The sequence below is a fragment of the Hyphobacterium vulgare genome (genome assembly GCF_042643335.1).
In the GTDB taxonomy this organism is placed as follows: Bacteria; Pseudomonadota; Alphaproteobacteria; order Caulobacterales; family Maricaulaceae; genus Hyphobacterium; species Hyphobacterium vulgare.
The window spans coordinates 275614-300007 of sequence record NZ_JBHRSV010000001.1; the positions used below are offsets into that span (position 1 = coordinate 275614).

Sequence of the window (24394 nt, forward strand, 5' to 3'; positions counted from 1 at the left end):
TCAGGCCATCATCTTTTCGATCGGAAGAACCAGGATGGCGCGCGCGCCGGCTGACTTCAGGCGCTCGAGCGTCTCCCAGAACACCTGCTCGCGGCAGACGGCGTGGACCGCGACGACATCGTCGCGGCCGGCAATCTGCGCCACGGTCGGCGCATCGGAGCCGGGCAGGATCGACTTGATTTCGGCGAGCCGGTCGGTCGGAGCGTTCAGCAGGATGTATTTGGTCTGCGCCGACGCAATCACGCCTTCGGCGCGCTGAATCAGAAGCTTCGCCGTCGCCTCGACCTCGCCGTTTCGGCCGTTGCGCCGACGGATCAGCACCGCCTCGCTCTCCAGAACCGTTTCGAACGCCTCTAGACCGTTGGCTTCCAGCGTCGCGCCGGACGACACCAGGTCGCAGATCGCGTCCGCGATCTTCATCCGCGGTGCCACCTCGACCGACCCGCGCATTTCGACGATTTCCGCCTCGATTCCGCGTTCCGTCAGCCAGGCCCGGGTCAGCCCCGGATAGGACGTCGCCACCGACTTGCCCGCGAGATCGGCCGCGCACCGGATGTCGCCGCCCTTCGGAGCCGCGAGCTTCAGCGTGCACCTGGCGAAACCGAGCTTCAGCGCCGTTTCGACCTCGCGATACCGGCTGGAGCGGGCCTGCATCTCGTGAAGCACATTCTCGCCCACAATGCCGTAGTCGCAGGCCCCGCCGGCGACAAAGCTGGGAATGTCGTCATCGCGCACCAGCATCAGGTCGACCGGCATGTTCTCGGCCCGGCGGTGCAGCGCATCTCGGCCATAGGCGAAGCGAAGCCCGGCACGCTCCAGCAGCTTCAGGCCACCTTCCGCAAGCCGTCCGGATTTCTGGACGGCGAGTTTGAGACGGGTGTCGCTCATCGCTGCGTGCCTTTCAGCCGGTCGAGCACGAGGCGATAGCCCTCATTGGACTCCTGCATCAGGAAGCGCGCGACCCGAGTGACCGTCGCAGTCGAAGCGCCCGTTTCTTCGGCGATCTGGCGATAGGTCTTGCCGCCGCCATCGAGCAGGCGAACCACACGCCAGCGTTCCGCCAGCGCCTCGATCTCTCCCGGCGTGCAGAGATCCTTCAGGAAGCGCTCGGCCTCGCCCCGGTCCCTGATCTGCAGGAAGGCATCGCACAGGGCATCCCTGTCCTCTATGCGGCGGGCTCTGGGATCGGTGGTTTTGGCTGACGACATGGGTCCGCTCCTCGCTTCGGGACGGACATATATCGTTTTAGCACGCTAAAACAGGAGGGCAAAGTCAGCGATATCTGCCATTCGGTTATTGTTTGAAATGGTTATTCTTTTCCGGTGTTTATGATCTCGCCCGTGTCCGGGTCAACGGCAATGATCGGCAGGCCGGCCGCTTTCCACGCACCCAAGCCGCCCGCCATGTGGGCATCGACATTGATCCCGGCATCCTGGCAGTGGATCGCCGCGACCGCAGACCGGCGGCCGCCCGCGCAGCTCAGCACGACACGGCGCTGGCCGTCGACCGGCATGACAACCGGTTCGAGCGTCGACAGCGGATGGTTCAGCGTGCCGTGAATGCGTTCGATCGCGAATTCGCGCGGCTCCCGCACGTCAATCAGGATCATGGTCCCGGCTTTCAGTCCCTCAGCCACCTGTTTCGGTGTCAGATCTTCCAGTCCGTTCATCGCTGGCGCGTCCTCCCTCGACATGCGGCCATCATTGGCCGCCTCCACGCCTCTGGCAACACTCGTGGTCACGCCCGATGCGGATCGGCATTTGCGGCCCTTTGGCGACCTCGCTAGCCTGCAGCAAATCCGCAGCCCAGCCGGAGTATTCCCCGTGACGCACGACACCTCCCCGACCCTGATTCCCGTCCCGGCCGAGTGGGCGCGACGCGCGAAGATCGATGCCGAAACCTACACGCTCAAATACCGACAGTCGGTCGACGATCCGCACGCCTTCTGGGCGGAGGAGCTGAAACGGATCGACTGGATCAAGGCCCCGACCGAGATCAGTGACGTATCCTGGTCGAAGGATGATTTGCACATCCGCTGGTTCGCCGATGGCGTTCTGAACGCCTGCTACAATTGCGTCGACCGGCACCTGCCGGCACGGCAGAACGACGTCGCCATCATCTGGGAAGGTGACGACCCGTCGATGGATCGGAAAGTCACCTACGGCCAGTTGCACGACGAGGTGCGCCGCTTTGCCAATGTCCTGAAGGACATGGGTGTGAAGAAGGGTGATCGGGTCACGATCTACCTGCCGATGATCGTCGAGGCCGCCTACGCCATGCTCGCCTGCGCGCGGATCGGCGCGGTTCATTCGGTCGTGTTCGGCGGCTTCTCTCCCGACTCGATTGCCGGACGCATCGAGGACTGCCGATCGGAATGGGTGATCACCGCCAATGAAGGCCTGCGCGGCGGCAAGACGATCGCACTCAAGCACAATGTCGACAAGGCGCTTGAGAAGGTGTCAGGCGTGAAGGGTGTGCTTGTCGTCCGGCACACGCGGGCGTCGGTCGCGATGAATGTCGGGCGTGACCAGTGGTACGACAACGTCGCCGCACGGGTGGATCTGGAATGCCCCTGCGAGCCGATGCAGGCCGAGGATCCGCTCTTCATCCTCTACACGTCGGGCTCGACCGGAAAACCGAAGGGCGTCCTGCACACCACGGGCGGCTACCTGGTCTGGGCCTCGATGACGCACGAATACGTTTTCGACTACCGCCCGGGCGAGATCTATTGGTGCACCGCCGATGTCGGCTGGGTCACCGGCCACACCTACATCGTCTACGGCCCGCTCGCGAACGGGGCGACGACGCTGATGTTCGAGGGTATCCCGACCTATCCGGGACCCGACCGCTTCTGGCAGATCATCGACAAGCACAAGGTGGAGATTTTCTACACCGCGCCGACCGCGATCCGCGCACTGGAGCGCCTGGGCGACGCGCATGTGAAAAAGCATTCGCGCAAGTCCCTGCGCCTGCTCGGCACCGTCGGCGAACCGATCAATCCGGCCGCCTGGACCTGGTATTGGGACGTGGTCGGCGACCGGCGCTGCCCGGTCGTCGACACCTGGTGGCAGACCGAGACTGGCGGCGCACTGATCACCCCCCTGCCCGGCGCGACCGATCTGAAGCCTGGCTCCGCGTCGACCCCGATGTTCGGAATCCAGCCAGACCTCGTCGATGCCGACGGGAAATTCCTCAAGGGCGCGGCGAGCGGGAATCTCGTGCTGAAGACCTCCTGGCCGGGCCAGATGCGAACGGTCTACGGTGACCACCAGCGCTTCATCGACACCTATTTCTCGACCTATCCGGGCCTCTATTTCACCGGCGATGGCGCCCGGCGCGACGCCGACGGCTATTGGTGGATTACCGGCCGGGTGGACGACGTGATCAACGTTTCCGGCCACCGCCTCGGCACCGCCGAGGTTGAAAGCGCACTCGTCGCCCATCCAAAGGTCGCGGAAGCGGCCGTCGTGGGCTTCCCGCACGATATCAAGGGCCAGGGCATTTATTGCTATGTCACCGTCAACCAGGACGTCGAACCCGACGAGATGCTCGAAGCGGAGCTGCGACAGTGGGTCCGCGACGATATCGGGCCGATCGCCTCGCCCGACGCGATCCAGTTCGCCCCGGCCCTGCCGAAGACCCGTTCGGGAAAGATCATGCGGCGCATCCTGCGCAAGATCGCCGAGGGTGAACTGAACAATCTCGGCGACACGACGACGCTCGCCGATCCCGGTGTCGTCGAAGATCTCCTCGCCAACCGGAAATCTGCCTGACATCGAGGCCCTTGCAGCGCTCTCGCAAGCGGCGATACTGACGCCCTGTTCTCGAGAGGAAGTGTTCCGATGCGTCTGCCCGTTCTCGCCGCCCTGGCTCTCCTTCCGCTGGCCGGCTGTGCCACAACCGAAACCGGCCCGGTGGAGCCGCTGTGCCGCGCACCGAACGCGCAGGAATTCGAGATTTTCCGCGCCATCGTCGCGCGCGACCGCCAGACCCTGATCCGGAATTCGGCGGAGGGTCCGGCGCGCAGCGCGCTGATCGCCGAGGACCCTTATGCGAATGGCCATATGTGGGGCTCGCAGGGCTATACCAGCGGCACGCTGCTGGGCATCCTCTCCGATCCGCCGCTGTGCGTGATCGACCTTCCGTCGGCGACACCGGAAACGCAGCGTTCGATCACGGTCTATTCTCAGGCGCGCTACGACCAGCTCCGTCCCGCCGTCCCGGTCCTGCCGGAAACGGGCTATCAGCCTTACGGCTACCATCGGCGCGACTACATCGAATGTGGCTTCGTCAACACCGCCGAAGGCTGGCGCATGACGGATTTGTGCTCGCTGGTCACCGCCCAGTCCCCGACCGGGTAAGCCGTCGATCCACCCGCCCGGTTGCGCGGCGCCCGGTGAAATGCAGGATAGCAGCGCAAGTTTGAAACGCCGCCGCCAAGAGCGGCGTGGGAGGCAGTACAATGACGACTCGTATCTTTCTCGCAGCGCTGATGTCCGGCGCCGCGCTCGCCGCCTGTTCCGAACCGGTGGGCGAAGTTGACCCTGCGACCGACGAAACCGCGGGCGCAGACATGGACGCCGCGAACGACGTCGCGATGAATGACGACGGCAGCTGCGCCGCGCTCTATGCCGGCCGCGGAAGCGAAAACCCGCCCCTGCCCTTCAGCGAGGAAGCGCTCGCCAATACCGATACCAGCCGCCCGCGGGCCTGCGACACGTCGCCGGAGATTACCGGGGCCGACATGGCCTGGCGCGTTCAGACCCTCGCCTCGGACGAGTTTGGTGGCCGGGCACCCTCGACGCCCGGCGGCCGGGCCGCCAGCCAGTGGATTGCCGACGAGTTCGCCCGCATGGGGCTGGAACCGGCCGGCGATGACGGCAGCTACTTCCAGCGCGTGCCGCTGGTCGAAGCGACGCTCGACACCGAGACCGCCGAATTCGACATCTCGGTGAATGGGGGACCGTTGGGTCTGAACGTTGGCGACGACGCCGTGTTCTGGACCAAGCGTCTCAATGGCCGCCAGGAAATCGACGCCTCCGACCTCGTCTTTGTCGGATACGGCATCGTCGCCCCGGAATACGGCTGGAACGACTATGAAGGCATCGACATGACCGGCCGCACGGCCGTCATCCTGGTCAACGACCCGGGCTATGCCACAGGCGATCCGGACCTCTTCAACGGCAATGCGATGACCTATTACGGGCGCTGGACGTACAAGTATGAGGAGGCGATGCGCCAGGGCGCGGAAGGCGCGATCATCATCCACCAGACCGCCCCGGCCAGCTATGGCTGGAACGTCGTCTCGTCGTCCTGGCAGGGCGCGCAATACGATCTCGAGACCGAGACCGCCAATGATCGCGCTGCACTCGAGGGCTGGATCACCGAGGAGACCGCGCGCCGCCTGTTCGAGGCCACGGGGCTCGATTTCGACGTCCTGACTGCAGCCGCTCACGAGCCGGGCTTCGAGGCGGTGCCCATGGAGGGCGCGACGCTCGACGCAGCCTTCGACACTGAGATCAATCGTCTCGAATCGCGGAATGTCGCCGGTGTCGTTCCGGGCACACAGCGGCCGGACGAATACATGCTTTATATGGCTCACTGGGACCATCTCGGCGGTGAAGCCGGCGCTGACGGCTCGGACGGCATCTACAATGGCGCGGTCGACAACGCGACCGGAACCGGCGCGATCATGGAGATCGCGGAGATGATGGCCAATTCGCCGCCGGAGCGCAGTGCCCTCTTCGTCGCCGTAACGCTTGAGGAATCCGGCCTTCTCGGTTCGGCCTATTTCGGTGAGAACCCGCTGGTCCCGCTGAACCGCATTGTCGGCGGCGTGAACATGGACGGCATGATGCCGGTCGGGCCGACCAGCGATGTCGTCGTGATCGGCTACGGATCTTCGGAGCTGGAGGACATCCTCGCCGAAGTGGCCGCCGGACAGGACCGCACTGTCGCACCCGACCCCAATCCGGCCGCCGGCTATTTCTATCGCTCGGACCATATCTCGCTGGCCAAGCGCGGCGTGCCGATGCTTTACGCCGATGGTGGCACCACGCACGTGGAATACGGCGCCGCCTTCGGTGAGGAGGTCGACAGCGCCTATCGCGAGCGCGCCTATCACGGCACGGCCGACGAATTCTCCCATGACTGGGATTTCGACGGCCTGGCGCGGGACGTTCAGCTGATGGCCAATGTCGGATTGGCGATCGCCAATTCGAATGACTGGCCGAACTGGTATGAGGGCAACGAATTCCGCGCCCTCCGCGATGCCATGATGAATGGCGATGGCAGTGACGCCGGAGATGCCGGAGACGAATGACGGAGTGGTGGCGTGGCGGATCTGACGGATATCAAGTCCGCCGCGCCGCAATTGCCGGTCGGCGACCTGCAGAGGTCACTCGAATTCTATGCGAGCCAACTTGGCTTTCGGACCATCGACATCTGGCCGGAAAACGCCCCGACCGAAGCGCTGGTTTCGAAGAATGACGCCCATCTGCGTCTGGTCGCCGAACCTGAACCCCGCGGCGATCCGCGCGGTGAAGCCACGGTGACGATCCGCGTCGACAACCCGACGGGACTTTACGGCCTGCTGAAGAATCGCGTCGAGATCGAGGAAAGCCTCGGCTGGTCCCCTGACGGACGGCGCTATTTCGCCTTCCGTGACCCGGACGGACACCGCATCGTCTTCATCGACATGAACTGATCAGGCTTCGGCGGCCCGGCTCGCCTTCTTGCGCTCGTGCTCTTTCAGCCAGCGCTTGCGGATCCGGATCGATTTCGGTGTGACTTCGACCAGCTCGTCATCATTGATGAATTCCAGCGCAAACTCGAGCGTGACCCGAATCGGCGTCGTCAACACGACCGCCTCGTCGGCGCCCGCGGCGCGGATATTGGTCAGCTGCTTGCCCTTGGTCGGGTTCACGGCCAGATCGTTGTCCCGGCTGTGAATACCCAGCACCATGCCTTCATACACATCGGTGGCGTGGCCAATGAACATGCGCCCGCGCTCCTGGAGATTCCAGATCGCATAGGCGAGCGCCTTGCCATCGACCATCGAGATCAGCGCGCCATTGTGGCGCTGCCCGATCTCGCCCGGCGTCCGCGGCGCGAACCGGTCAAAGGTGTGATACATCAAGCCCGCACCGGACGTCGCGGTCATGAATTCCGACCGGAAACCGATCAGGCCACGCGTCGGGATATTGTAGTCGAGACGAACCCGCCCCTGCCCGTCGGGCACCATGTTCTTCAGCTCGCCGCGGCGTTCACCGAGCTTTTCCATGATCGCGCCCTGGCTGTCCTCGGGCAGATCGACCACCAGGGTTTCCCACGGCTCATGGATCACGCCGTCGATTTCCTTGGTCACGACACGCGGACGCGAGATCGCCAGTTCGAAACCCTCGCGCCGCATCGTTTCGATCAGCACGGACAGATGCAGTTCGCCGCGACCCGATACGCGGAACTTGTCGGCATCGTCGAGCTGTTCGACACGCAGGGCGACATTGTGGATCAATTCCCGGTCAAGGCGGTCCTTGATGTTGCGGCTGGTGACGTATTTTCCATCCCGGCCGGCGAACGGGGAATCATTCACCTGGAAGGTCATCGCGATCGTCGGTTCGTCAACCGACAGGGGCGGCAGCGCCTCGATGGCATCGGGATGGCACAGCGTGTCGGAAATGCTGAGCGGATCAAGTCCGGTAAAGGTCACGATATCGCCGGCGCTGGCCGACGGCATTTCGACACGCTCCAGCCCGTGGAATCCGAACACCTGCAGCACCTTGCCCTTGCGGGTCTTGCCGTCCGCACCAATCACGCTGACCGTCTGATTGCGGGCCAGAGTGCCGCGCCGGATGCGGCCAATGCCGATCACGCCGGTATAGCTCGAATAATCGAGCGCGGAGACTTGGAGCTGAAGCGGACCGTCCACATCGACCGGCGGCGGCGGACAACGATCGACGATCATCTGGAACAGCGCATTCATGTCGCCGCTGCGCGCGTCGCTGTCGAGGCTGGCCCAGCCCTGCAGGGCCGAGGCATAGACGATCGGGAAATCCAGCTGGTCGTCGTTCGCCCCGAGCCGGTCGAACAGGTCGAAGGTCTGATCGACCACCCAATCGGGACGCGCGCCCGGACGGTCGACCTTGTTCACCACGACGATCGGGTTGAGGCCGCGCTCCAGCGCCTTGCGGGTCACGAACGCGGTCTGCGGCATCGGGCCATCAACGGCGTCGACCAGCAGCAGCACCGAATCGGCCATCGACAGAACCCGTTCGACCTCGCCGCCGAAGTCGGCGTGTCCCGGCGTGTCGATGATGTTGATGCGCCAGTCGCGCCAGGTCACAGCCGTGTTCTTGGCGAGGATGGTGATCCCGCGTTCCTTTTCCAGGTCGTTGGAATCCATCATGCGCTCGGATATTTCCGCCCGTTCGCCGAGCGTGCCCGATTGCTTCAGCAGCTGGTCGACCAGCGTGGTCTTGCCGTGGTCGACGTGCGCGACGATGGCGATATTGCGCAAACGATCTGCGGAAACGGACATGGGATGCGAAGCTCCGGCGGGGGAAGAGGCGGCGCCCTATTACAGGCGTCTGCCTCCCGTGGCCAGCGCACTCCGCCGTATATTATCGCAGAGCCGGTTCCTCATTGCCGCGTACGTCTTCAAATACACCGGCCAGCGCACGGGCCGCATGTCGCCGGAGACGCAGCGCCGTCGCAGCAAGGCTGAACGCTCCGATCATCACCATCAGCGCGGCCAGGACCCCGGCCAGAGCCGAAAACCGCAAGGCCCGCGCCATGATCGCCGTTGCCGGACGGACATTCACATAATACCAGCCTGGCGCGTCGATCCGCACATAGGAAACGATCGAGCCGTCGTGAATCAGGGCGCCGTGGCTCCGGCCATCGGCCATGATCGTGGCGCGAATATCGCCGGCATCCACTTCGGCATTCGCCGTCGCCATGGCTTCGGGCGTGATCGCGTCGAGTGTCATCAGGCTGCGATGCGCGATCACGTCACCATTGGCATTGAGCACGAAGCCATTGGTTCCTTCGGGCGCCTCGATCACCGCCCGGGTCAGCCAAGTGTGCAGATAGATCGAGTTTCCGAACGCGCCAAGATGCACTCCGCGGGCCCGTACCGGCGAGCCGCATGCGCTCGACACTGCCGGACCGCCCTGCTGGTAGACCACATTTTCGAGCCCGGTGCAGACCATCTGTCCGGTGCCATTGTTCTCGGGACGCATCATGGCCGCGAATTGGAGCGCCTGGATATCGAAGTCGGCAGGCGCGGTCTCGCGATAGAATTCCAGCCGGTCGTCGCGCGTCGGCGCATAGATGACCAGTGAATTGCCCGGCGTGAAGAAGTAGAAATTGTCGACCCGGCCGCGCATGCCCGCGCCGAATTCGTGAACCGTCTGGAATGCCGCGATCAGGATCCGCTTCTCGTCCTGACTGATGTCGTTCCCGCGCTGGATGAAAGCGCCCATGCCTTCGACAAATGCACCGCCCTCGGTTCGGAACCCGTCGAAGAATTCCGGCGCGCTGCGGCGCGTGCCATCCTCCCGCAGCGGATAAATGCGATCGAAGATGCGATCGACATCGGCCCCTTCGAGTGCGGCGAACCGCTGCATCAGGACCGAATCCGCGGCCTCGTGATCGATCCGCACATCGTCGAACAGGCGCGTCTGGGTTTCCGCCTGTTGCGCGATCACGCGTTCGGCCGAATGCAGGGCCCAGGTTTGACCGTTGTGCCGGGTCAGCAGGAAAACGCCGCCCGCCACGACCAGGCCGATCACCAACGCCACCGAAACGATGAGCAGCATGCCGGACATTGATCCGGCTGTTCCACGAGACACCATCTTGACCACCACCTCACCCCTGCCGGGCTTTTGTTCAGGTGGAGGCTAAGCCGGAGGCGTAAACAAAGATTTCACCGTGCCGGTGAAATTGCAGCTGTGTGATTCGGCGGCGAGCCGCAGCAATCGCTTGATTATCGCCCCCGGCATTGGGTAAGGAACGCGCCTGCCGGAGAGGTGGCCGAGAGGTCGAAGGCGGCGGTTTGCTAAACCGTTGTACGGTCAAAAGCCGTACCGTGGGTTCGAATCCCATCCTCTCCGCCATAACTTTTGAGAAGCTTAGACTTTTTACGATTGAGCGCCAGTCGCTTATAAATGCGCCTGCAACGGTGCGCGCAAGAAGGAAGGTTTGCAAAAGTAGCCTGAATCAATTGCCAGATATGAACAGTGTATCACGACTAGCTATAAGTGGCGCGATGGAGCTAGTTCAAAAAAACCGATGTCGCCGAGTCGCCGATTCAGCTGTGGTATAATTGAAACCGCAGCAACGGAGGCCCAATGACCACCTACCCTTCCGCCTATGACATCATCTGTGAAAGCGGACTCACTCAGGACCGCATCGACGACATCGAGGATCGGTTCAACAAATCTTTCGACGAATTAGAAGGCGACTGCTGGTGTCCGGCCGGCGCGATCAGGGGCGCGTTTCATGTGGCCAGGCCATGCAGTCCGCCTACCGAGCGCACCGAAGACCACTACAAATGCGGACCCTGCGCGCTGATCTTCAGTGTATCCGACAAAACTCTCGTCATCGCCGGCCGGCAATGAACAACTATCGCTCCCTCAACCGCCGCAATCGGATCGGCCTCGTATTCGTCGCCGTAGCGACGACCGCGATTATGCGCCAACCTCGACCTAAAAATCCTGTCCTCCAGTATCTCGTCGGTAGCGACAACGATTTCCCTCATTTATCTGTATCTCAATGTCATTCAATTTCTGCTCAACCCGTGCAAGTGAGTCGAATAAGCCGTTGAAGGCTTGATCGGCCGCACCAAGAACTCGAAACCGAGTGTTAGCAGATACGAGAAGTTGAACCATTATAAGAACGAGCAATCCAATAATTACCCAATCCGTCCATTGAGCCGCCACTTTTTTCTCCCTTAAAGTTATAGTCTTGGGCACGAAGGCGCTCATTTGCGCCAGCCTCGTACAGGTATGCTCGCGCCCTTCCCCGTTCACAATGATTGGTGGAAGCCGGGAAGGCAATTTTACCTCCAACTTTCGAGGTAAGTTCTAATCGTGTCCAGATTTTAGAGGCGCTGCCGAACCGGTCGGGTCTGCCGCGTTCTGCGCACGCGTTGCACGCTGATGACATCCTCTCCGCCAGACCCGTTTGCCTCAGGCCATCCGCGCCTCACCTAAACGCCACCTGAACGCGGCCCTCAGCATTGGCTCACCGCGCGCGTGTCAGAACGCCTTCATCCTTCGTCCAACCCAGGAGACAAGCGATGAAGACCCAAGCCCTTCTTTCCAGCCTTTCGACGGCTGTAGCGGCCGCAGCGGCCTTCATCGCCGTCGCGGGTGCCCCGGCCCATGCTTCCGACTTCGGCAGCAACCATTGCTCGATCATGTTCCAGGGCGAACCCAATGGCGGCATGCTGAGCGCCACGGTCGCACCGGGCTATTCCGGCACCTATCGCCTTCTGGTCCGGTCGGCGACGCCGGGCAACGCAGTCCTGGCCAACCTGTCTGGCGGGTTTTCCGGCCGCGCCGGATATCCGACCACGGTCGTGAGCACGCTGTTGTCCACGACCTATGTCAACGACGCCAACTCGCCGATCAATGGCCGCCCGGACGCTCCGCGCCGCCCGCTGAGCGAACTGCGCGACGGGGTCTATGGCGACGACGCCCGGCTTCTGGTCGACTTCGAAGTCCGGGATTCGTCCGGCCGGTTGATCTGCCGCCAGACGGACTACCGCTACGAGAATGTCGCGCTTCCCTTCGGCGGCCGCCTCGCGGCACGCCGCGCCCAGCACGGCACGCCGGCCCGTACCCCCTGGTACTGATCCGGACCCACCGAATCCACGCACTGAAGCGCCCGGGCCCCGCCCGGGCGTTTTCGTTGCGGAACAAGGGTTCGAGACCTTTCCGACAGATGAAAGGAAAATGAACCCGGCGCTCAGCATCGCCTCATCCGTGTCCCGCTACACACGAACACAGCCGGCGACGCAACGAAGCGTCCGGCCCAACGAAACGGAGACAGACATGAGCATTCGTCTTTTCATCGCAGGCGCCGCCGCTGTGGTTTCGATCCTCGGCACGACCGAGATCGCTGACGCCCAGTATCGCAACCAGGTTCGCGTCGATCAGCGCGGCGTCGCCAATGAAGTCGGCGGCCGTCAGAACGGCTACCGCAACGTCATGGTCGTCGACCAGAATGGCCGCCGCCAGTGGGTCACGGTCTATCAGGACGGCACGGGTAACGGCACGACCGCCTATCAGAACGGTGCCTACAATGGCGCGATCATCGACCAGAACGGCCGCCGCAACAGCGCTGTCGTCGGCCAGGATGGCTACAACAACTACGCCGACACCTACCAGTCGGGTTACCGCAACGAATCCGGCGTCTACCAGATGGGATCGAACAACACCGCGGTGACGACCCAGTCCGGCAGCCACAACATGTCGGGCGTGATCCAGGTCGGCAACGGCAACAATGCCAACGTCAACCAGTCCGGCCGCGGCAATGTGACCCTCGTCATCCAGGGCGAGCACTAGACTGCCACAAATCGGCTGGGGGGCCGTCGAACGCCCGGTGCATCGCACCGGGCGTTTCGCTTTTTGCGACCCGCGATTAACGTCGCATTCCGAACGCGGGAGACGACGATGAACTGGACCGGACACACGGCGCTGATCACCGGCGCGGGCAGCGGCATCGGGCGCGCCCTCGCCCACGCGCTCCACGCGCGCGGCTGCGCCTTGATCCTCACCGAAATCGACCACGCCCGGCTTGAACAGGTCGCATCGGAACTGACGGGATCCGCAGCAGTGGAAACCGTTCGGCTCGACGTCACGGACCGCGATGCGATATCGGACCTGCCCTCGAAGCTGTCATCGCAACCAACCCTTTTGTTCAACAATGCCGGCGTGGCGGTGGGGGGTGACTTCACGGCGGTCTCCGAGACCGATTTCGACTGGCTGTTGTCGATCAACCTGTTCGGCCCGATCCGGATGACGCGTGCCTTCCTGCCGGTGCTCCGGACTGCGCCCGAATCGGTGATCGTGAACATTTCCAGCCTGTTCGGCCTGATCGCTCCCGCGGGTCAGACGGCCTATTGCGCCAGCAAATACGGTCTCCGCGGTTTTTCCGACGCGCTGCGTCACGAATTGTCCGCTTCCACGGTTCACGTCATGACCGTGCATCCGGGCGGAGTCCGCACGGCCATCGCCGACGACGCGCGCCTGCCCGCCGGCATGAATGACGCGCAGGACGACCGCGACCGTATGAATGCCTTTCTGAAAATGCCGCCCGAGCAGGCCGCCTTGATCATTCTCGACGGTATCGAACGCCGCAAGCGCCGCGTCCTGATCGGCCGCGATGCGAAAATCGCCGCCCTGATCGAGCGAATCTTCCCCGATAGCTACTGGACACGGCTTTCGCGATTGGCCAGTCCGTGAATCAAAGAGCCGGCGCCCCCCCTGAACGCCGGCTCCCTGATAGCGCGCGGCAGAGCCGCGCGAGTGGCGCCCCGGTACCGGGTCCAAGGGGTGGTGGTGAGTGCTCGAACCCACCCGGGACGACGGAGCGATTTGGCGCGCATTTCAGCCTGCGCTCAATCGCGCATCGCCATCTCGTTACGTTTCGGGTAATCACCGTACCCGGACAGGGAATACGCATGACGATAGGGAAGACGAGCGGTCCGGAATTCGGGACCCTGCTTCGCCAGTGGCGAACTCGCGAGCGTTTGAGCCAGCGCGCGCTGGCAGCGCGCGTCGGATGCTCGACCCGGCACCTCAATTTTATCGAGAATGGCCGCGCCAATCCCGGCCGGGAACTGGTTCTGCGCCTGACCGGCGCACTCGGCATGAAATCGCTCGACAGCAATCGATTGCTGGTGCTCGCCGGTTACGCGGAGGCCTTCCAGAACCCCGAACCGGCCGGCGGCACGAGCGAGTTGTTCATCCGCTGGGCCAATCAGGTTCTGGCCGGCAGCATGCCGGCACCGGCTGCCATACTCGATACGCGAAGCCGGGTGGTGCGCATGAACCGCAGCGCGGCGGAAATCTTCGCCGTGGCCGCGGACATTGACGAGGTCTGGGATGGCGGCCTGTTCAGCTTCATCCTCGGTTGTCTGCATCCCGACGGGACACGCAGCATCGCGCGCGATTGGGAGCCTTATGCCGAGGCCCTGATCCAGGCGATTGTTCGCGACCGCCTTCGCGAACCCGAGACATTCGATGTCCTGCTGCGCAAGGTCCGAACCTTCAAGGGCATTCGGAGCGAATGGGCGCAGCCGAGTTCGATGGCAAGCGCCCCTCAGATCATTCCCTTGCACATCAAGGTCGGAGAGGAGCGAATTTCGCTGCGCATACCCACGCTCGAATTGCGCGTCGCCGCGTCCTATGCAGAACCGCTCTACCCGGGCTATCGCCTGTCAGTGGCCCTGCCCGAAAACGAGGAATCCCGGGACGCGATGCGGCGGCTCGGGGCACGGGTCACGGGGACCGAACCCCATCCGCGCTTCAAACCCTATGTCGTCGAGGCACCCGATCTCTGACCGCGCATTGCCGACCCGGCAGGCCGGCTTCATAAAACAGCGATGACGCTCACGAAACGATTCATCAGCGCCGAAGACCTGCTCCGCGATTCCTTTGCGCTGGCGCGGCAGGTGCTTGAGAGCGGCTACGAGCCCACGCACATCATCGGGGTCTGGCGTGGAGGCGCACTTCCCGGCATCGCGGTGCAGGAATTTCTCGCCTGGAAAGGGCTGGCGACCGACCATATCGCCGTGCGAACCTCGGCCTATTACGGGATCGACCAGAGCCATCCCGAAGTCCGGATCCATGGCCTCGGATATTTCGTCGAACAACTGGGTCCGGATGACCGGGTGCTGCTTGTCGACGACGTGTTCGATACCGGTCGCAGCGCGGTGGCGCTCGAGGCCGCGCTGCATGAACGATGCGGCGACAACGAACCTGCCGGCATCCGGATCGCGACGGTCTGGTACAAGCCGAGCCGGAACAGAACCGATCGCAAGCCCGACTATTTCGTCCGGGAATCGGACGAGTGGCTGGTCTTTCCGCATGAACTTTGCGGCCTTGGCGATGACGAGATCGCGATACACAAGCCGGCGGGGCTCATCGATCGCTGAGAAAGCGTTCGATTCCCCTCGCTGCGGCAACGCCCGTCGCGAAACAGGCCTGCAACAGATAGCCGCCGGTCGGCGCTTCCCAATCGAGCATTTCACCGGCCGCGAAGACTGCGGGAACTGGCTTCAACATGAAGTCGTCGTCAATCGCCGCGAATTGAATGCCACCCGCCGATGAGATCGCCCGATCAAGGCCGGTCACCCCTGTCAGCCGGATCGGACAGGCCTTGATCAATGACGCCAGTGCATCGGCCGCCCTCGGCAGGGGATGGATCGCCTCCCGCAGCAGGCCAGCCGAAACCGGGGACAATCCCGCTGATTTTCGAAGCCGATTGGCCATGGATTCACCCTTCCGGCCCGACGCCAGGCGCGACGCGAGAATCGCTCGCTCCACCCCGGGTCGCAGATCGGCATGGAGGGTGACGGTCCCCGATTTCAGGGCGTCCCGGAGTTCGGCCGAGAGGGCATAGACCGCCCCGCCCTCGATCCCGTAGGCCGAAATCATCGCGTCGCCCGTGACCTGACGGCCGCCGAACGACAGGATTACGTGTTTCAGCGGCTGTCCGGCATGGCGCGATCGAAACTCGGCGGACCAATCGGCGAGGAATCCGGAATTGGACGGCTGAAACGGCGCTATCGCGACGCCGCGTTGCGCGAGCAAGCCCGCCCAGCCGCCATCACTGCCCAGTCGCGGCCAGCTGGCACCGCCCAGTGCCAGCAGCGTCGCCCGGGGTTTTACGGCAACGGCGCCATCCGGCGTATCAAAGGTCAGCGCGCCGAGCCCGTCCCAACCCGTCCAGTCATGGCGCAGGGCCAGTTCGACACCTTGCGCCTCGAGCCGCGCACGCCACACCCTGAGCAGAGGCGACGCCTTCATCACCTTCGGGAAAACCCGGCCGGACGATCCGATGAAGGTGTCCCGACCCAGATCTTCGCACCATTGTCGAAGCGCGGCGGGCGGAAAGGCACGGATCGCCGTTTCGATCAGTGGATGGGAAGGCCGGTAGCGAGAGAGAAATGCGTCCAGTTCCTCGCTGTGCGTGAGATTGAGCCCGCCGCGCCCCGCCATCAGGAATTTCCGGCCAGGGGTCGGCATCCGGTCGAATATCCGAACGGAGAAGCCCCTCGATGACAGGTATTCGGCAGCGAACAGTCCGGCCGGACCGGCTCCAATGATGGCGATGTCGGGTGCGCTGATCGTCATTCGCGCGGTTCTGGACGGGCTTCATCCGTGACGCAAGACAGTCGGGCCTTCGAACGCTAGCCTTGCCCATAGCAGGAGGTCCCGATGTCTGATGCCCATATCCTTGTCGAGCGCCATGGCGATGTCGCGGTCGTCCGGTTCAACCGCCCGGAGCGCATGAATGCGATGGCGGCAAGGACCGTCGCGGAGCTTCGCGCGGCGCTGAACGAAATCGGCGATGCACGGTCGGTGCTGCTCACCGGCGGCGATCGGGCTTTCTCGTCGGGCGCCGACCTGGCCTCGGGCGATCCGGTTCCAGCTGACGAGAACGGTCCCGATCTCGGGGCGACTCTCGAACAGGGATATAATCCGCTGCTTTTGACGATCCGGGACCTTCCCGTTCCGATCGTCGCCGCCGTCAACGGTCCGGCGGCAGGGGTCGGATGTTCGCTTGCCCTGGCCTGCGACCTGATCGTGGCAGGCGAGAGCGCCTATTTCCTGCAGGCCTTCACACGTATCGGACTGGTGCCGGACGGTGGAGCTGCCTTTCTGCTGACATCCGGTGCCGGCAAGGCCCGGGCTCTGGAAGCGATGCTTCTGGCTGAAAAAATCCCGTCCCGGACCGCGTTGGACTGGGGGCTGGTCAACCGGGTCGTCCCCGACGCGACAGTCGAGCAAACTGGACTGGAAATCGCTGCCCGCCTCGCCGCCGGTCCGACCTTTGCGCTCGGACGGACACGGCGGGCCGCCTGGTCGGCGCTGCAATCGGGTTTTGAAGACCATCTCGCCTGCGAACGCCGGGATCAACGCGATGCCGGCCGCACGGCGGACTTCGCTGAAGGCGTGGCAGCCTTCCTGGAAAAGCGCCCTGCAAATTTTCACGGACGCTAGTCGCGTTTCGGCTGAATCCGCTTGCGTTTTTATACGAAACGCCGTCCAAGAGGCCACGCGAGGGGACGCTTGGCGGTGTGGGACCGGCCGAGCCGTGCGGGCGAGCGCCATGGCGCCGGGTAAAGTTATTACGGGCATTTCGATCTGCGGAGCCGGTCATTCCGGCTCGACCCTTCTGGGCATGGTGCTCGGCAGTGCGCCGGGCGCTTTCTATGTCGGCGAAGGCGCGAAAATCCGTTACCTGCACGACGAAAAGAAGCCTCTCAAGAAGCGTGTCTGCAAGATCTGCGGCGAGCCCTGCGAAGTCTGGTCCAGCTTTCACTGGGACCGGAGCCAGCCGCTCTACCGGCAGATTGCGGCGCACACGGCTTCGTCGATCATCGTCGACTCGACGAAGAATCCGGACTGGATCGAGGCGCGCACCGACGAACTGAAGGCCACGGGCGACCGCGCCGCTCTGGTGCTTCTGCTGCGCGACGGCCGCGCGGTAATCAATTCCCGTCTGCGCAAATACCCCGATCGCGATCCAGAACAGCAAATCCTCGACTGGATGGCTCAGGTCGATCGGTCCGAAGCTCTTTTTTCGGGCTTCGAGGGGCCGAAGATCCGTATCCGATACGAGGAATTTGCCAGCGACCCGGAAACGGCGGCGCGGCAGATTTGCGACGTGGCGGGCATTGAGTTTCAGCCTGAAATGCTCGATTTCGCTGCCCGGCCGCACCATCCGCTCGGCGGCAATAACGGCACCCAGTTTCTGGTGGCGCGTCAGCAGTCGGCTGACAGCTTCGTGTCGCTGCCGAACCGCACGCGAGACTACTACAAGGATCATTCCGGCGGGATCAGCCTCGATCTTCGCTGGAAGCGAGAAATGAAACCCGAGCACGCCGCCCTGTTCGAGCAGGTCGCGGGACGCTTCAACACATCCCTGAAGTGGGGGGAATAGGACGCATGGCCAAGGTTGATCTGGTGTTCCGGCAAGTCGACGAACGCACGCGAGACATCGCGCTCGAACTCGCCAAGAAGCATATCCGTCCGGAAAACATCTTTATCATGGACGATGTGCGTCCGTTCACCGAATGCGTGAACCAGATGCTGCAGATCCCGCACGAGTGCGACTATGTCGTCTATCTCGACGCGGACTGCCTCATCCTTGAGGAAATGCGCGAATTCATCGACCAGTGCGATGCGGCCTATGTCGACGCCTATGTTTCGGATCGTTTCCGCGGGCGGATCCATTGCGGTCTTCACATCACTCGCATCGACCTTGTCCGTCAGATGGCTGCCACGCCGGTGCCCCAGGACGATTTGAAATACGTGCTTCGCCCGGAATCGCGCCTGCGCAATCTGGCGATGAAGCCGCTGCGCCTGTCGAAACAATTCCGGAATTTCGAAATCCTCCACGACCACTTCCAGTATTACCGGCACGTCTTCCAGAAATACGCGCTGCGCGAACTGCGCAGTCGTACTGACGAGCAATACCGACGCCTTTCGATGGCGATGAAACGCTGGCCCGCCCCCAATGGCGAAGCCGACGATTACAAGATTGCCCGCGACGCGATCGAATTTGCCCGCAAGATGTGCCCGCACGGGTCGTCGTCCGAAGAAGTCCATGCCTTCATCAAGGACCTTCCGAAACACGCCGCAGCGGAAATGGCGCGTCTGGGGATTGCCGAAAAAGGCGAGTTCACGATGGCCGAGCTCGACACATGGATCTCGCGCAACGAACACCGGCTCGGCTTCGGGTCGGATCCCGACAAGCCCAAGGTGTTCGGCATCGGCCTCAGCCGTACCGGCACGCGCAGCCTGACGTCAGCACTTCAGATTCTCGGTTGGGACTGCAGCCACTACCCGATCGACGAGGACACCTACACCGAATTGTCGAACGGCCAGTACGATCTGTCGCTGTTCAAGGATTATGACGGCCTGACCGACATCACGACCGTTCCCTTCTACCAGCAGTTCGACAAACAGTATCCCGGGTCGAAATTCATCCTCACCGTTCGCGACAAGGACAGCTGGCTGCGCTCGTGCCAGAACCATTGGTTCAACCGCCCGGCCTTTGCACCGACCGACGATCCCGACGAGGAAACCCATCTTCTGATGCGGCAATTCCTGCGTTCGGCCGTTTTCGGTTGCTACACTTTCGTGCCCGACCGCTTCTCCTGGGTCTATGACCGCCACGTGGCCGAGGTGAAGGAATACTTCAAGGACCGTCCCGGCGATCTGCTCATCATCGACGTGGTCGGCGGCGAAGGGTTCGAAAAACTGGCCCCCTTCCTCAACCGCCCGAAACCTGCCCAACCTTTCCCGCACAAGGGGGCAGTGATGAGCCAGAAGGTCGATCAGGCCCGGGCCGAGGCGGCAGTCGCGGTCGCCTGACCCGCTGCAAGGACGAATGCCCATGGCCCGCGCGGCCGACACGCCATTCGACGATATCGAGACCCCGTCCCTCCGGGACGGGATCGGCTACGGCCTGCGGGCGCTCGGCCTCGTCTGGGCCAATGACCGCTGGCTGGCGATCGGCATTGCGGGCCTGACCGTCGTCCTCGCGCTTTTGCCCGCAGCGGCCGCCTGGGTGGCAAAGGAAATCATCGACTCGGTTCTGGCTGCGATCGACAGCGGTGCCGCAGCCGATAGGAACACCGCGCTTTACTGGGTCGCGGTGGAGGCGGGCGTGCTGGCCTCGATGTTCGCGGTGCGCCGCGGTCTGACCTTCCTGAAGAGTCTGCTCGCCGCACGTCTGGGCTATGCGGTCAGCCACCTCATCTATGAAAAAACGCTGCGCATGGATCTGCCGCAGCTCGAGGACGCCGCGATCCAGCAGCAGATACTCCTCGCCAAACAGCACGCGGCCTCCCGGCCCTATGGTCTTGTGAACCGCATCTTCGAGACGGCGCAGCATGCCATCACGCTGGTTGCCTTTGCGGCCGTGCTGTGGACGTTTTCGCCCTGGGCGGTGCTGATCGTATTGGCTGGCGGCTTGCCGCTTTTCTTCAGCGAGGTGAATTTCTCGGGTCACCTCTTTCGCTTCCATACCGGCCGAACGCCCGAGATGCGCGAGCGCTCCTATCTCGAGACGCTGATGACCAGCGACACCTCGGCGCCGGAACGCATCCATTCCGCCGCGGATCCACAGATCCTGTCGCGATACGAACACCTCTTCTCATGGCTGTTCGGACAGGACCGCCGGCTGCAGGCGCGCCGCGCCAGCTGGGCCGTTGCGCTCGGTGTCGTCTCCTCGGTGATTTTCTTCAGCGGCAAGGTCTGGATCGTCCTCGTCACCATTGGCGGGGCCACCACGCTCGGGCAGATGACCATGCTGGTGACCGTGCTGCGTCAGGGCCAGAACACGCTGTCATCCATGCTCACCTCCGTGGGCGGGGGATATGAGGACCTGCTCTACATCTCCAACCTCTACGATCTTCTCGCCATCGCGGAACCCGAACGCACCGGCACCGCGAAACAGGGGGTCCGCCCTGGCGAAGGATTCCGTCTGGAAGATGTCGCCTTTGCCTATCCGGGCGCGAACCGGCCGGCGCTGGAAGCGATCAGCTTCGACGTTGCCCCAGGCACCCAGCTTGGTCTCGTTGGGGCAAACGGATCGGGCAAGACCACACTCGTCCGGCTTCTCATGGGACTGTACACGCCCACATCCGGTCGCATCACACTCGACGGTACCGAACTGAAGGATTGGGACTGGACCGCCCTCGCCGCCCGTACGGCGACACTGTTCCAGCCGTTTCAGCGCTACAAGATGACCGTCGGCGAGAATATCGCCATGGGCGAGGGCCTGCGCATCACCGACCCGGCCGCCCTGCTCGCGGCGGCTGAACGCGGTCTCGCCGGCCCGCTTGTTGCTGATTTGCCCGAGGGCCTCGAAACCCGTCTCTCGAAGCGATTTCTAGACGGGCGCGAGCTTTCGGGCGGCCAGTGGCAGCGCCTTGCCCTCGCCCGCGCCATGCTGCGCACGAATGCCGATATCCTGATCCTCGACGAGCCCACCGCTGCGCTCGACCCCGAGGCCGAGGCGGAATTCCTGGAACTTGCACGCCGGGAGCAGCGCACGCTCATCCTGATCAGCCACCGCCTGTCCAACCTGCAGCACTGCGACCGGATCGTCGTGCTCGACAAGGGTCGGATCGTCGAGACCGGCACACATGACGAGCTCATTGCCCGCCGTGGCCGCTATCGCAAGCTGTTCGACCAGCAGGGCGAGTTCTACCGCGAGAGCGGAGCCGGCGCGAAATAGAAAGGGCCGCGCGATGGCGGCCCCTTCCAGTCATGCAGGTCTGGATCGATCACCGCTCGACGAGCGTGAAGGTCACCGTCTCGCCGGCCGTGTTCGTTCCGGTCCAGCTGGCACCCGCCTCGGCCGGTGCGTCGGCAAGCGGCTGGCAGGCATGTTCGCCGGTGGAGCGGGTCGTGCAGAGCTCGCCCTCGACGACTTCCCACGTGCCCTCGATGCCGGCATTGGATGTGTACGTGCCGTCTTCGTTGAACGTGACGGTATATTCGCCAGACGGCGACGCGACATGCAGATCGAACTGCAGCAGCGCCTCCATGCCGGAGGTCTGAAGCGTCAGTACGGCCAGAATGGTGGTCAGAAACATTTGGATTCTCCCCTGTTGCGCGAATTTTCCCCAGTCCCTCGCGCCTGACACGAAGCTAGCAGGACCGAACCGGCGATCAATCGCGAATTTATGAACAGTCGCCCTCGAGGCCCGAAATCCAGTCGCGGAGAAGCGCCAAACTCTCCTCATGGATCACCGACCGGCCGAGCTCCGGCATCATCACGTCAGGCCTGAGCGACTCCATCCGGAAGATCAGGATGCTCTCTTCGGGCCGTCCCGGAACGATGTCGAAGCGGTGGCCACCGGACCCCGGTCCGGCCGCGATCGGCACCTTGCACAGGCCGAAATTCGGCCCCATCGGCGTTCCCGGATCGAGATACAGCCCGGACGTATCCGCCGACCCCGCCGGGTTGTGGCAATGCGCGCAATTGATGTCGAGCCACGCCCGGGCGCGCGCCTCAACCGGCACGCGCGTATCGGTCCAGTCCGGGGCCTGCGGCGCCTCGTCCGGTGACGGTGCACCGGTCAGATATCCGGCCGCGACCAGGTGATCGATCTGGTTCACCGGTCCGTCGCCATAATCGAAGTCGCGATTGAGATGCCGTGCCGCCGGACCGATCGGCTGGATCTCGCGTGTCGTGTTGTTGGTCGCATGGCAGCCCTGGCACTGGTTGGCGTTGGGGACGAGGTAATTCACCTCGATCTCCCCGCCGCCATCGGCCAGCACGAAATGCTGCATGTCGCCGGTCCGCATCAGGACGGCATCAGTCTGGTCTTCATTCCAGACATAGGGCAGTGCGACCCAGCCAGTCTCGCGCCTCACGAGAATGCGGGTCTCGACCAGATGAACGCTGGCAAGGTCGAGCGTGTCCGGCGCGGCCCAGATGTCCGCGGGACGGTCACCGCGCAACAGCTGCCCGTCTTCCGCGACCGGATAATAGAATGTCTTGGTGATGACCGTCCCGACCGGGAAGTCGAAAACCTCCTCCTCACTGTAGCGAGCGCTCGCCCCTTCCGGCATCCAGATCGTGCGGAACTTGCCGGCATGATCCGAAAACAACGGCGTGTTGAGGTCGTAGGGCTCGACGCCGGACCCGGTCAGCAGCGTGTCGCGCGTGGCGCGCAACATGCCCCATTCACTCAGCGATTGCGGGTTCTCGGTCGCATGAAATTGCGGCGTCGGCGCACCCTCATCCGACTGGCAGGACGCCAGCAAAACGAAGCCGAGAACAGCGAGAATCCGGCGCATCAGAAGGGCAGGTTGATTTCCGGCAGCGGATCGAGCTGGCAGCGATAATCCTCCGCCATGCGCGGATTGCCGTAGCCGCCCGGACCGTCTGCGTTGAGCATCTCCGCATCGCCGTTGTCGATGCAGATGCGAAGCGCGTCCGGCATTGTTCCGTTCACCTGCTTGCCGGCATCGAAATAGCCGTCCCAGAGCACGTCGGGAATGCGGCCATTGATGCCGAACATGGCCAGCCGCAGCGCCTGAAGCTCGAGATTGTCGGGATTGTTCCCGCCCTCCCCGAGCGTGTTGGAATGGATGTAGATGCCTTCCGGATAGGGGTCGAAATCCTCACGGGTACCGAGGTCGGAATAGCCCGTCGAATAGACGCTGGAGATGATGATGTTGGCCGTCCGGTGATCCCGGATATCGTTGTTGAAGATCTCCACGTCATCATTGGAGTTGATCACGATGCCCGAGCCGGCCGGAACACTTGCGACCGGCGTGCCCGGATGGCCGAAATTGCGGGTGTTGTTGTTGAACACCTGATTGTCGAACACGCGGGTCTGACGTCCCGGCTGGGGCAGGTTCGGCATGTTGAACACCAGGATGCCGCCGGTGTTTTCCGTCGCGACATTGCCGTAGACATCGGCGCCTTCCGTGTTCTCGATTTCGATCCCGGCGACATTGCGTTCGGCGCGGCTGTTGCGGACGATCACATTGCGCGACTGGCCGACATAGATGCCGGCATCCGACGCCCCGATCGCCACCGCGCCGTCGATCAGCACATTGGTGGTCTGGACCGGGTAGATGCCGTAGGCACCGTTGTCGGTGTCGGGTCCGTTCGTCCACTCGGTGCGGACGCGGCGGATGATGATGTTCTCGCCTTCGTTGATCTTCAGGGCGTCGCCATTCGTGTCCTCGATGGCGAGGTCCTCGATGGTGAAATCGCTGGCGGTAACGAGGAGGCCTTCCGCCCCGGATGCCTGGTTCGCGAAGGACAGGATCGTCTCGTCCATGCCGGCACCGCGGATCGTCACCCCGTCGACCGTCAGCGACAGGGAGCGGTCGAAGCTGAACACGCCGGCGGGGATCTCGATCACGTCGCCGGGCTGGGCGTCCAGCAATTGCTCCATCAACGTGGTCTGGTAGCCGGTATCGGCGTCCGAGACGTCGCGGCCCTGCGGCTCACCGCCGCAGGCGGTCACGAGCAGCCCCGATCCGGCCAGAATGGCGATCCAGTGCGCTTTCATGCGCTCTCCCCCTTTGTTCCTGCTCACTCGCATGGTGAACTGCGTTCACTCTAGGCGAGGAGTCGGGCGTCCGTCACCCTCGCAGATGACACCGGCAAACGGTGCGGAAAC

23 protein-coding genes and 1 tRNA gene are annotated in these 24394 nt (G+C 63.4%); 15 read left to right on the forward strand and 9 right to left on the reverse strand.

Annotation, left to right across the window (positions count from 1 at the left end; all coding sequences use genetic code 11):
* The 3 genes from hisG to ACFOOR_RS01445 all read right to left on the reverse strand — a co-directional run bounded on the left by hisG (nt 1) and on the right by ACFOOR_RS01445 (nt 1669).
* The gene (gene hisG / locus ACFOOR_RS01435) at nt 1–888 is read right to left on the reverse strand and encodes an ATP phosphoribosyltransferase (protein ID WP_343163529.1); all 888 of its coding nucleotides are present in this window, start codon (nt 886–888) and stop codon (nt 1–3) included.
* Entirely contained in the window at nt 885–1208 is a 324-nt protein-coding gene (locus ACFOOR_RS01440; RefSeq protein WP_343163528.1) for a YerC/YecD family TrpR-related protein, read from the reverse strand. The genes hisG and ACFOOR_RS01440 overlap by 4 nt, the downstream gene beginning before the upstream one ends.
* A 101-nt stretch (nt 1209–1309) precedes the next feature.
* On the reverse strand, nt 1310–1669 hold the full coding sequence (locus tag ACFOOR_RS01445) for a rhodanese-like domain-containing protein (RefSeq protein ID WP_343163527.1): 360 nt from the start codon (nt 1667–1669) through the stop codon (nt 1310–1312).
* A gap of 154 nt (nt 1670–1823) precedes the next feature.
* Between ACFOOR_RS01445 and acs the strand changes: the two genes are divergently transcribed.
* The 4 genes from acs (at nt 1824) to ACFOOR_RS01465 (ending at nt 6706) form a co-directional block, all read left to right on the forward strand.
* Nucleotides 1824–3773, forward strand: a complete 1950-nt coding sequence (acs, locus tag ACFOOR_RS01450; RefSeq protein ID WP_343163526.1) for an acetate--CoA ligase — start codon at nt 1824–1826, stop codon at nt 3771–3773.
* Between the two features lie 69 nt (nt 3774–3842).
* Complete coding sequence (locus tag ACFOOR_RS01455; RefSeq protein ID WP_343163525.1) at nt 3843–4361, forward strand: hypothetical protein; 519 nt, start codon at nt 3843–3845, stop codon at nt 4359–4361.
* Nucleotides 4362–4462: 101 nt separating this feature from the next.
* Nucleotides 4463–6322: a M28 family metallopeptidase gene (locus tag ACFOOR_RS01460; RefSeq protein ID WP_343163524.1), complete on the forward strand. Its 1860-nt coding sequence runs from the start codon at nt 4463–4465 to the stop codon at nt 6320–6322.
* A 12-nt stretch (nt 6323–6334) separates the two neighbouring features.
* Nucleotides 6335–6706 carry a VOC family protein gene (locus ACFOOR_RS01465; RefSeq protein WP_343163523.1) on the forward strand — a complete coding sequence of 124 codons (372 nt, stop codon included), beginning with the start codon at nt 6335–6337 and terminating at the stop codon, nt 6704–6706.
* Here the strand turns inward: ACFOOR_RS01465 and typA are convergent, their stop codons facing one another.
* Entirely contained in the window at nt 6707–8536 is a 1830-nt protein-coding gene (gene typA, locus ACFOOR_RS01470) for a translational GTPase TypA (protein ID WP_343163522.1), read from the reverse strand.
* A gap of 82 nt (nt 8537–8618) precedes the next feature.
* Nucleotides 8619–9818, reverse strand: coding sequence for a hypothetical protein (locus tag ACFOOR_RS01475; RefSeq protein ID WP_343163521.1), 1200 nt, complete (start codon nt 9816–9818; stop codon nt 8619–8621).
* 204 nt (nt 9819–10022) lie between these two features.
* Here ACFOOR_RS01475 and ACFOOR_RS01480 point away from each other — a divergent pair.
* The 7 genes from ACFOOR_RS01480 (at nt 10023) to ACFOOR_RS01510 (ending at nt 15163) form a co-directional block, all read left to right on the forward strand.
* Nucleotides 10023–10115 (forward strand) — tRNA-Ser (locus ACFOOR_RS01480).
* Nucleotides 10116–10349: 234 nt separating this feature from the next.
* Entirely contained in the window at nt 10350–10619 is a 270-nt protein-coding gene (locus tag ACFOOR_RS01485; RefSeq protein ID WP_343163520.1) for a hypothetical protein, read from the forward strand.
* A gap of 680 nt (nt 10620–11299) precedes the next feature.
* Nucleotides 11300–11857, forward strand: a complete 558-nt coding sequence (locus ACFOOR_RS01490) for a hypothetical protein (protein WP_343163519.1) — start codon at nt 11300–11302, stop codon at nt 11855–11857.
* 199 nt (nt 11858–12056) lie between these two features.
* Nucleotides 12057–12569, forward strand: coding sequence for a curlin-associated protein (locus ACFOOR_RS01495; protein WP_343163518.1), 513 nt, complete (start codon nt 12057–12059; stop codon nt 12567–12569).
* Nucleotides 12570–12677: 108 nt separating this feature from the next.
* Nucleotides 12678–13469 carry an SDR family NAD(P)-dependent oxidoreductase gene (locus tag ACFOOR_RS01500; RefSeq protein ID WP_343163517.1) on the forward strand — a complete coding sequence of 264 codons (792 nt, stop codon included), beginning with the start codon at nt 12678–12680 and terminating at the stop codon, nt 13467–13469.
* A 218-nt stretch (nt 13470–13687) separates the two neighbouring features.
* A complete protein-coding gene (locus ACFOOR_RS01505) occupies nt 13688–14569 on the forward strand; it encodes a helix-turn-helix domain-containing protein (RefSeq protein ID WP_343163516.1) in 882 nt (293 codons plus the stop codon).
* A 42-nt stretch (nt 14570–14611) separates the two neighbouring features.
* Nucleotides 14612–15163 (forward strand): phosphoribosyltransferase, encoded by a 552-nt coding sequence (locus ACFOOR_RS01510; RefSeq protein ID WP_343163515.1) that lies wholly within the window; start codon nt 14612–14614, stop codon nt 15161–15163.
* Here the strand turns inward: ACFOOR_RS01510 and ACFOOR_RS01515 are convergent.
* Nucleotides 15150–16364 (reverse strand): TIGR03862 family flavoprotein, encoded by a 1215-nt coding sequence (locus ACFOOR_RS01515; RefSeq protein WP_343163514.1) that lies wholly within the window; start codon nt 16362–16364, stop codon nt 15150–15152. The genes ACFOOR_RS01510 and ACFOOR_RS01515 overlap by 14 nt on opposite strands.
* Before the next feature lie 84 nt (nt 16365–16448).
* Here ACFOOR_RS01515 and ACFOOR_RS01520 point away from each other — a divergent pair, with 84 nt between their 5' ends.
* The 4 genes from ACFOOR_RS01520 (at nt 16449) to ACFOOR_RS01535 (ending at nt 21483) form a co-directional block, all read left to right on the forward strand.
* Nucleotides 16449–17234 carry an enoyl-CoA hydratase-related protein gene (locus tag ACFOOR_RS01520; RefSeq protein ID WP_343163513.1) on the forward strand — a complete coding sequence of 262 codons (786 nt, stop codon included), beginning with the start codon at nt 16449–16451 and terminating at the stop codon, nt 17232–17234.
* A 109-nt stretch (nt 17235–17343) separates the two neighbouring features.
* A complete protein-coding gene (locus ACFOOR_RS01525; RefSeq protein ID WP_343163512.1) occupies nt 17344–18177 on the forward strand; it encodes a sulfotransferase in 834 nt (277 codons plus the stop codon).
* A gap of 5 nt (nt 18178–18182) precedes the next feature.
* The gene (locus tag ACFOOR_RS01530; protein ID WP_343163511.1) at nt 18183–19613 is read left to right on the forward strand and encodes a sulfotransferase family protein; all 1431 of its coding nucleotides are present in this window, start codon (nt 18183–18185) and stop codon (nt 19611–19613) included.
* Between the two features lie 22 nt (nt 19614–19635).
* Complete coding sequence (locus ACFOOR_RS01535) at nt 19636–21483, forward strand: ABC transporter ATP-binding protein (RefSeq protein ID WP_343163510.1); 1848 nt, start codon at nt 19636–19638, stop codon at nt 21481–21483.
* Between the two features lie 49 nt (nt 21484–21532).
* Here the strand turns inward: ACFOOR_RS01535 and ACFOOR_RS01540 are convergent, their stop codons facing one another.
* The 3 genes from ACFOOR_RS01540 to ACFOOR_RS01550 form a co-directional block, all read right to left on the reverse strand.
* Nucleotides 21533–21844, reverse strand: coding sequence for a hypothetical protein (locus tag ACFOOR_RS01540; protein WP_343163509.1), 312 nt, complete (start codon nt 21842–21844; stop codon nt 21533–21535).
* 88 nt (nt 21845–21932) lie between these two features.
* Complete coding sequence (locus ACFOOR_RS01545) at nt 21933–23054, reverse strand: SO2930 family diheme c-type cytochrome (RefSeq protein WP_343163508.1); 1122 nt, start codon at nt 23052–23054, stop codon at nt 21933–21935.
* Nucleotides 23054–24283, reverse strand: a complete 1230-nt coding sequence (locus ACFOOR_RS01550) for a parallel beta-helix domain-containing protein (RefSeq protein WP_343163507.1) — start codon at nt 24281–24283, stop codon at nt 23054–23056. Before ACFOOR_RS01550 ends, ACFOOR_RS01545 begins: the two co-directional genes overlap by 1 nt.
* Nucleotides 24284–24394 lie beyond the last annotated feature (111 nt).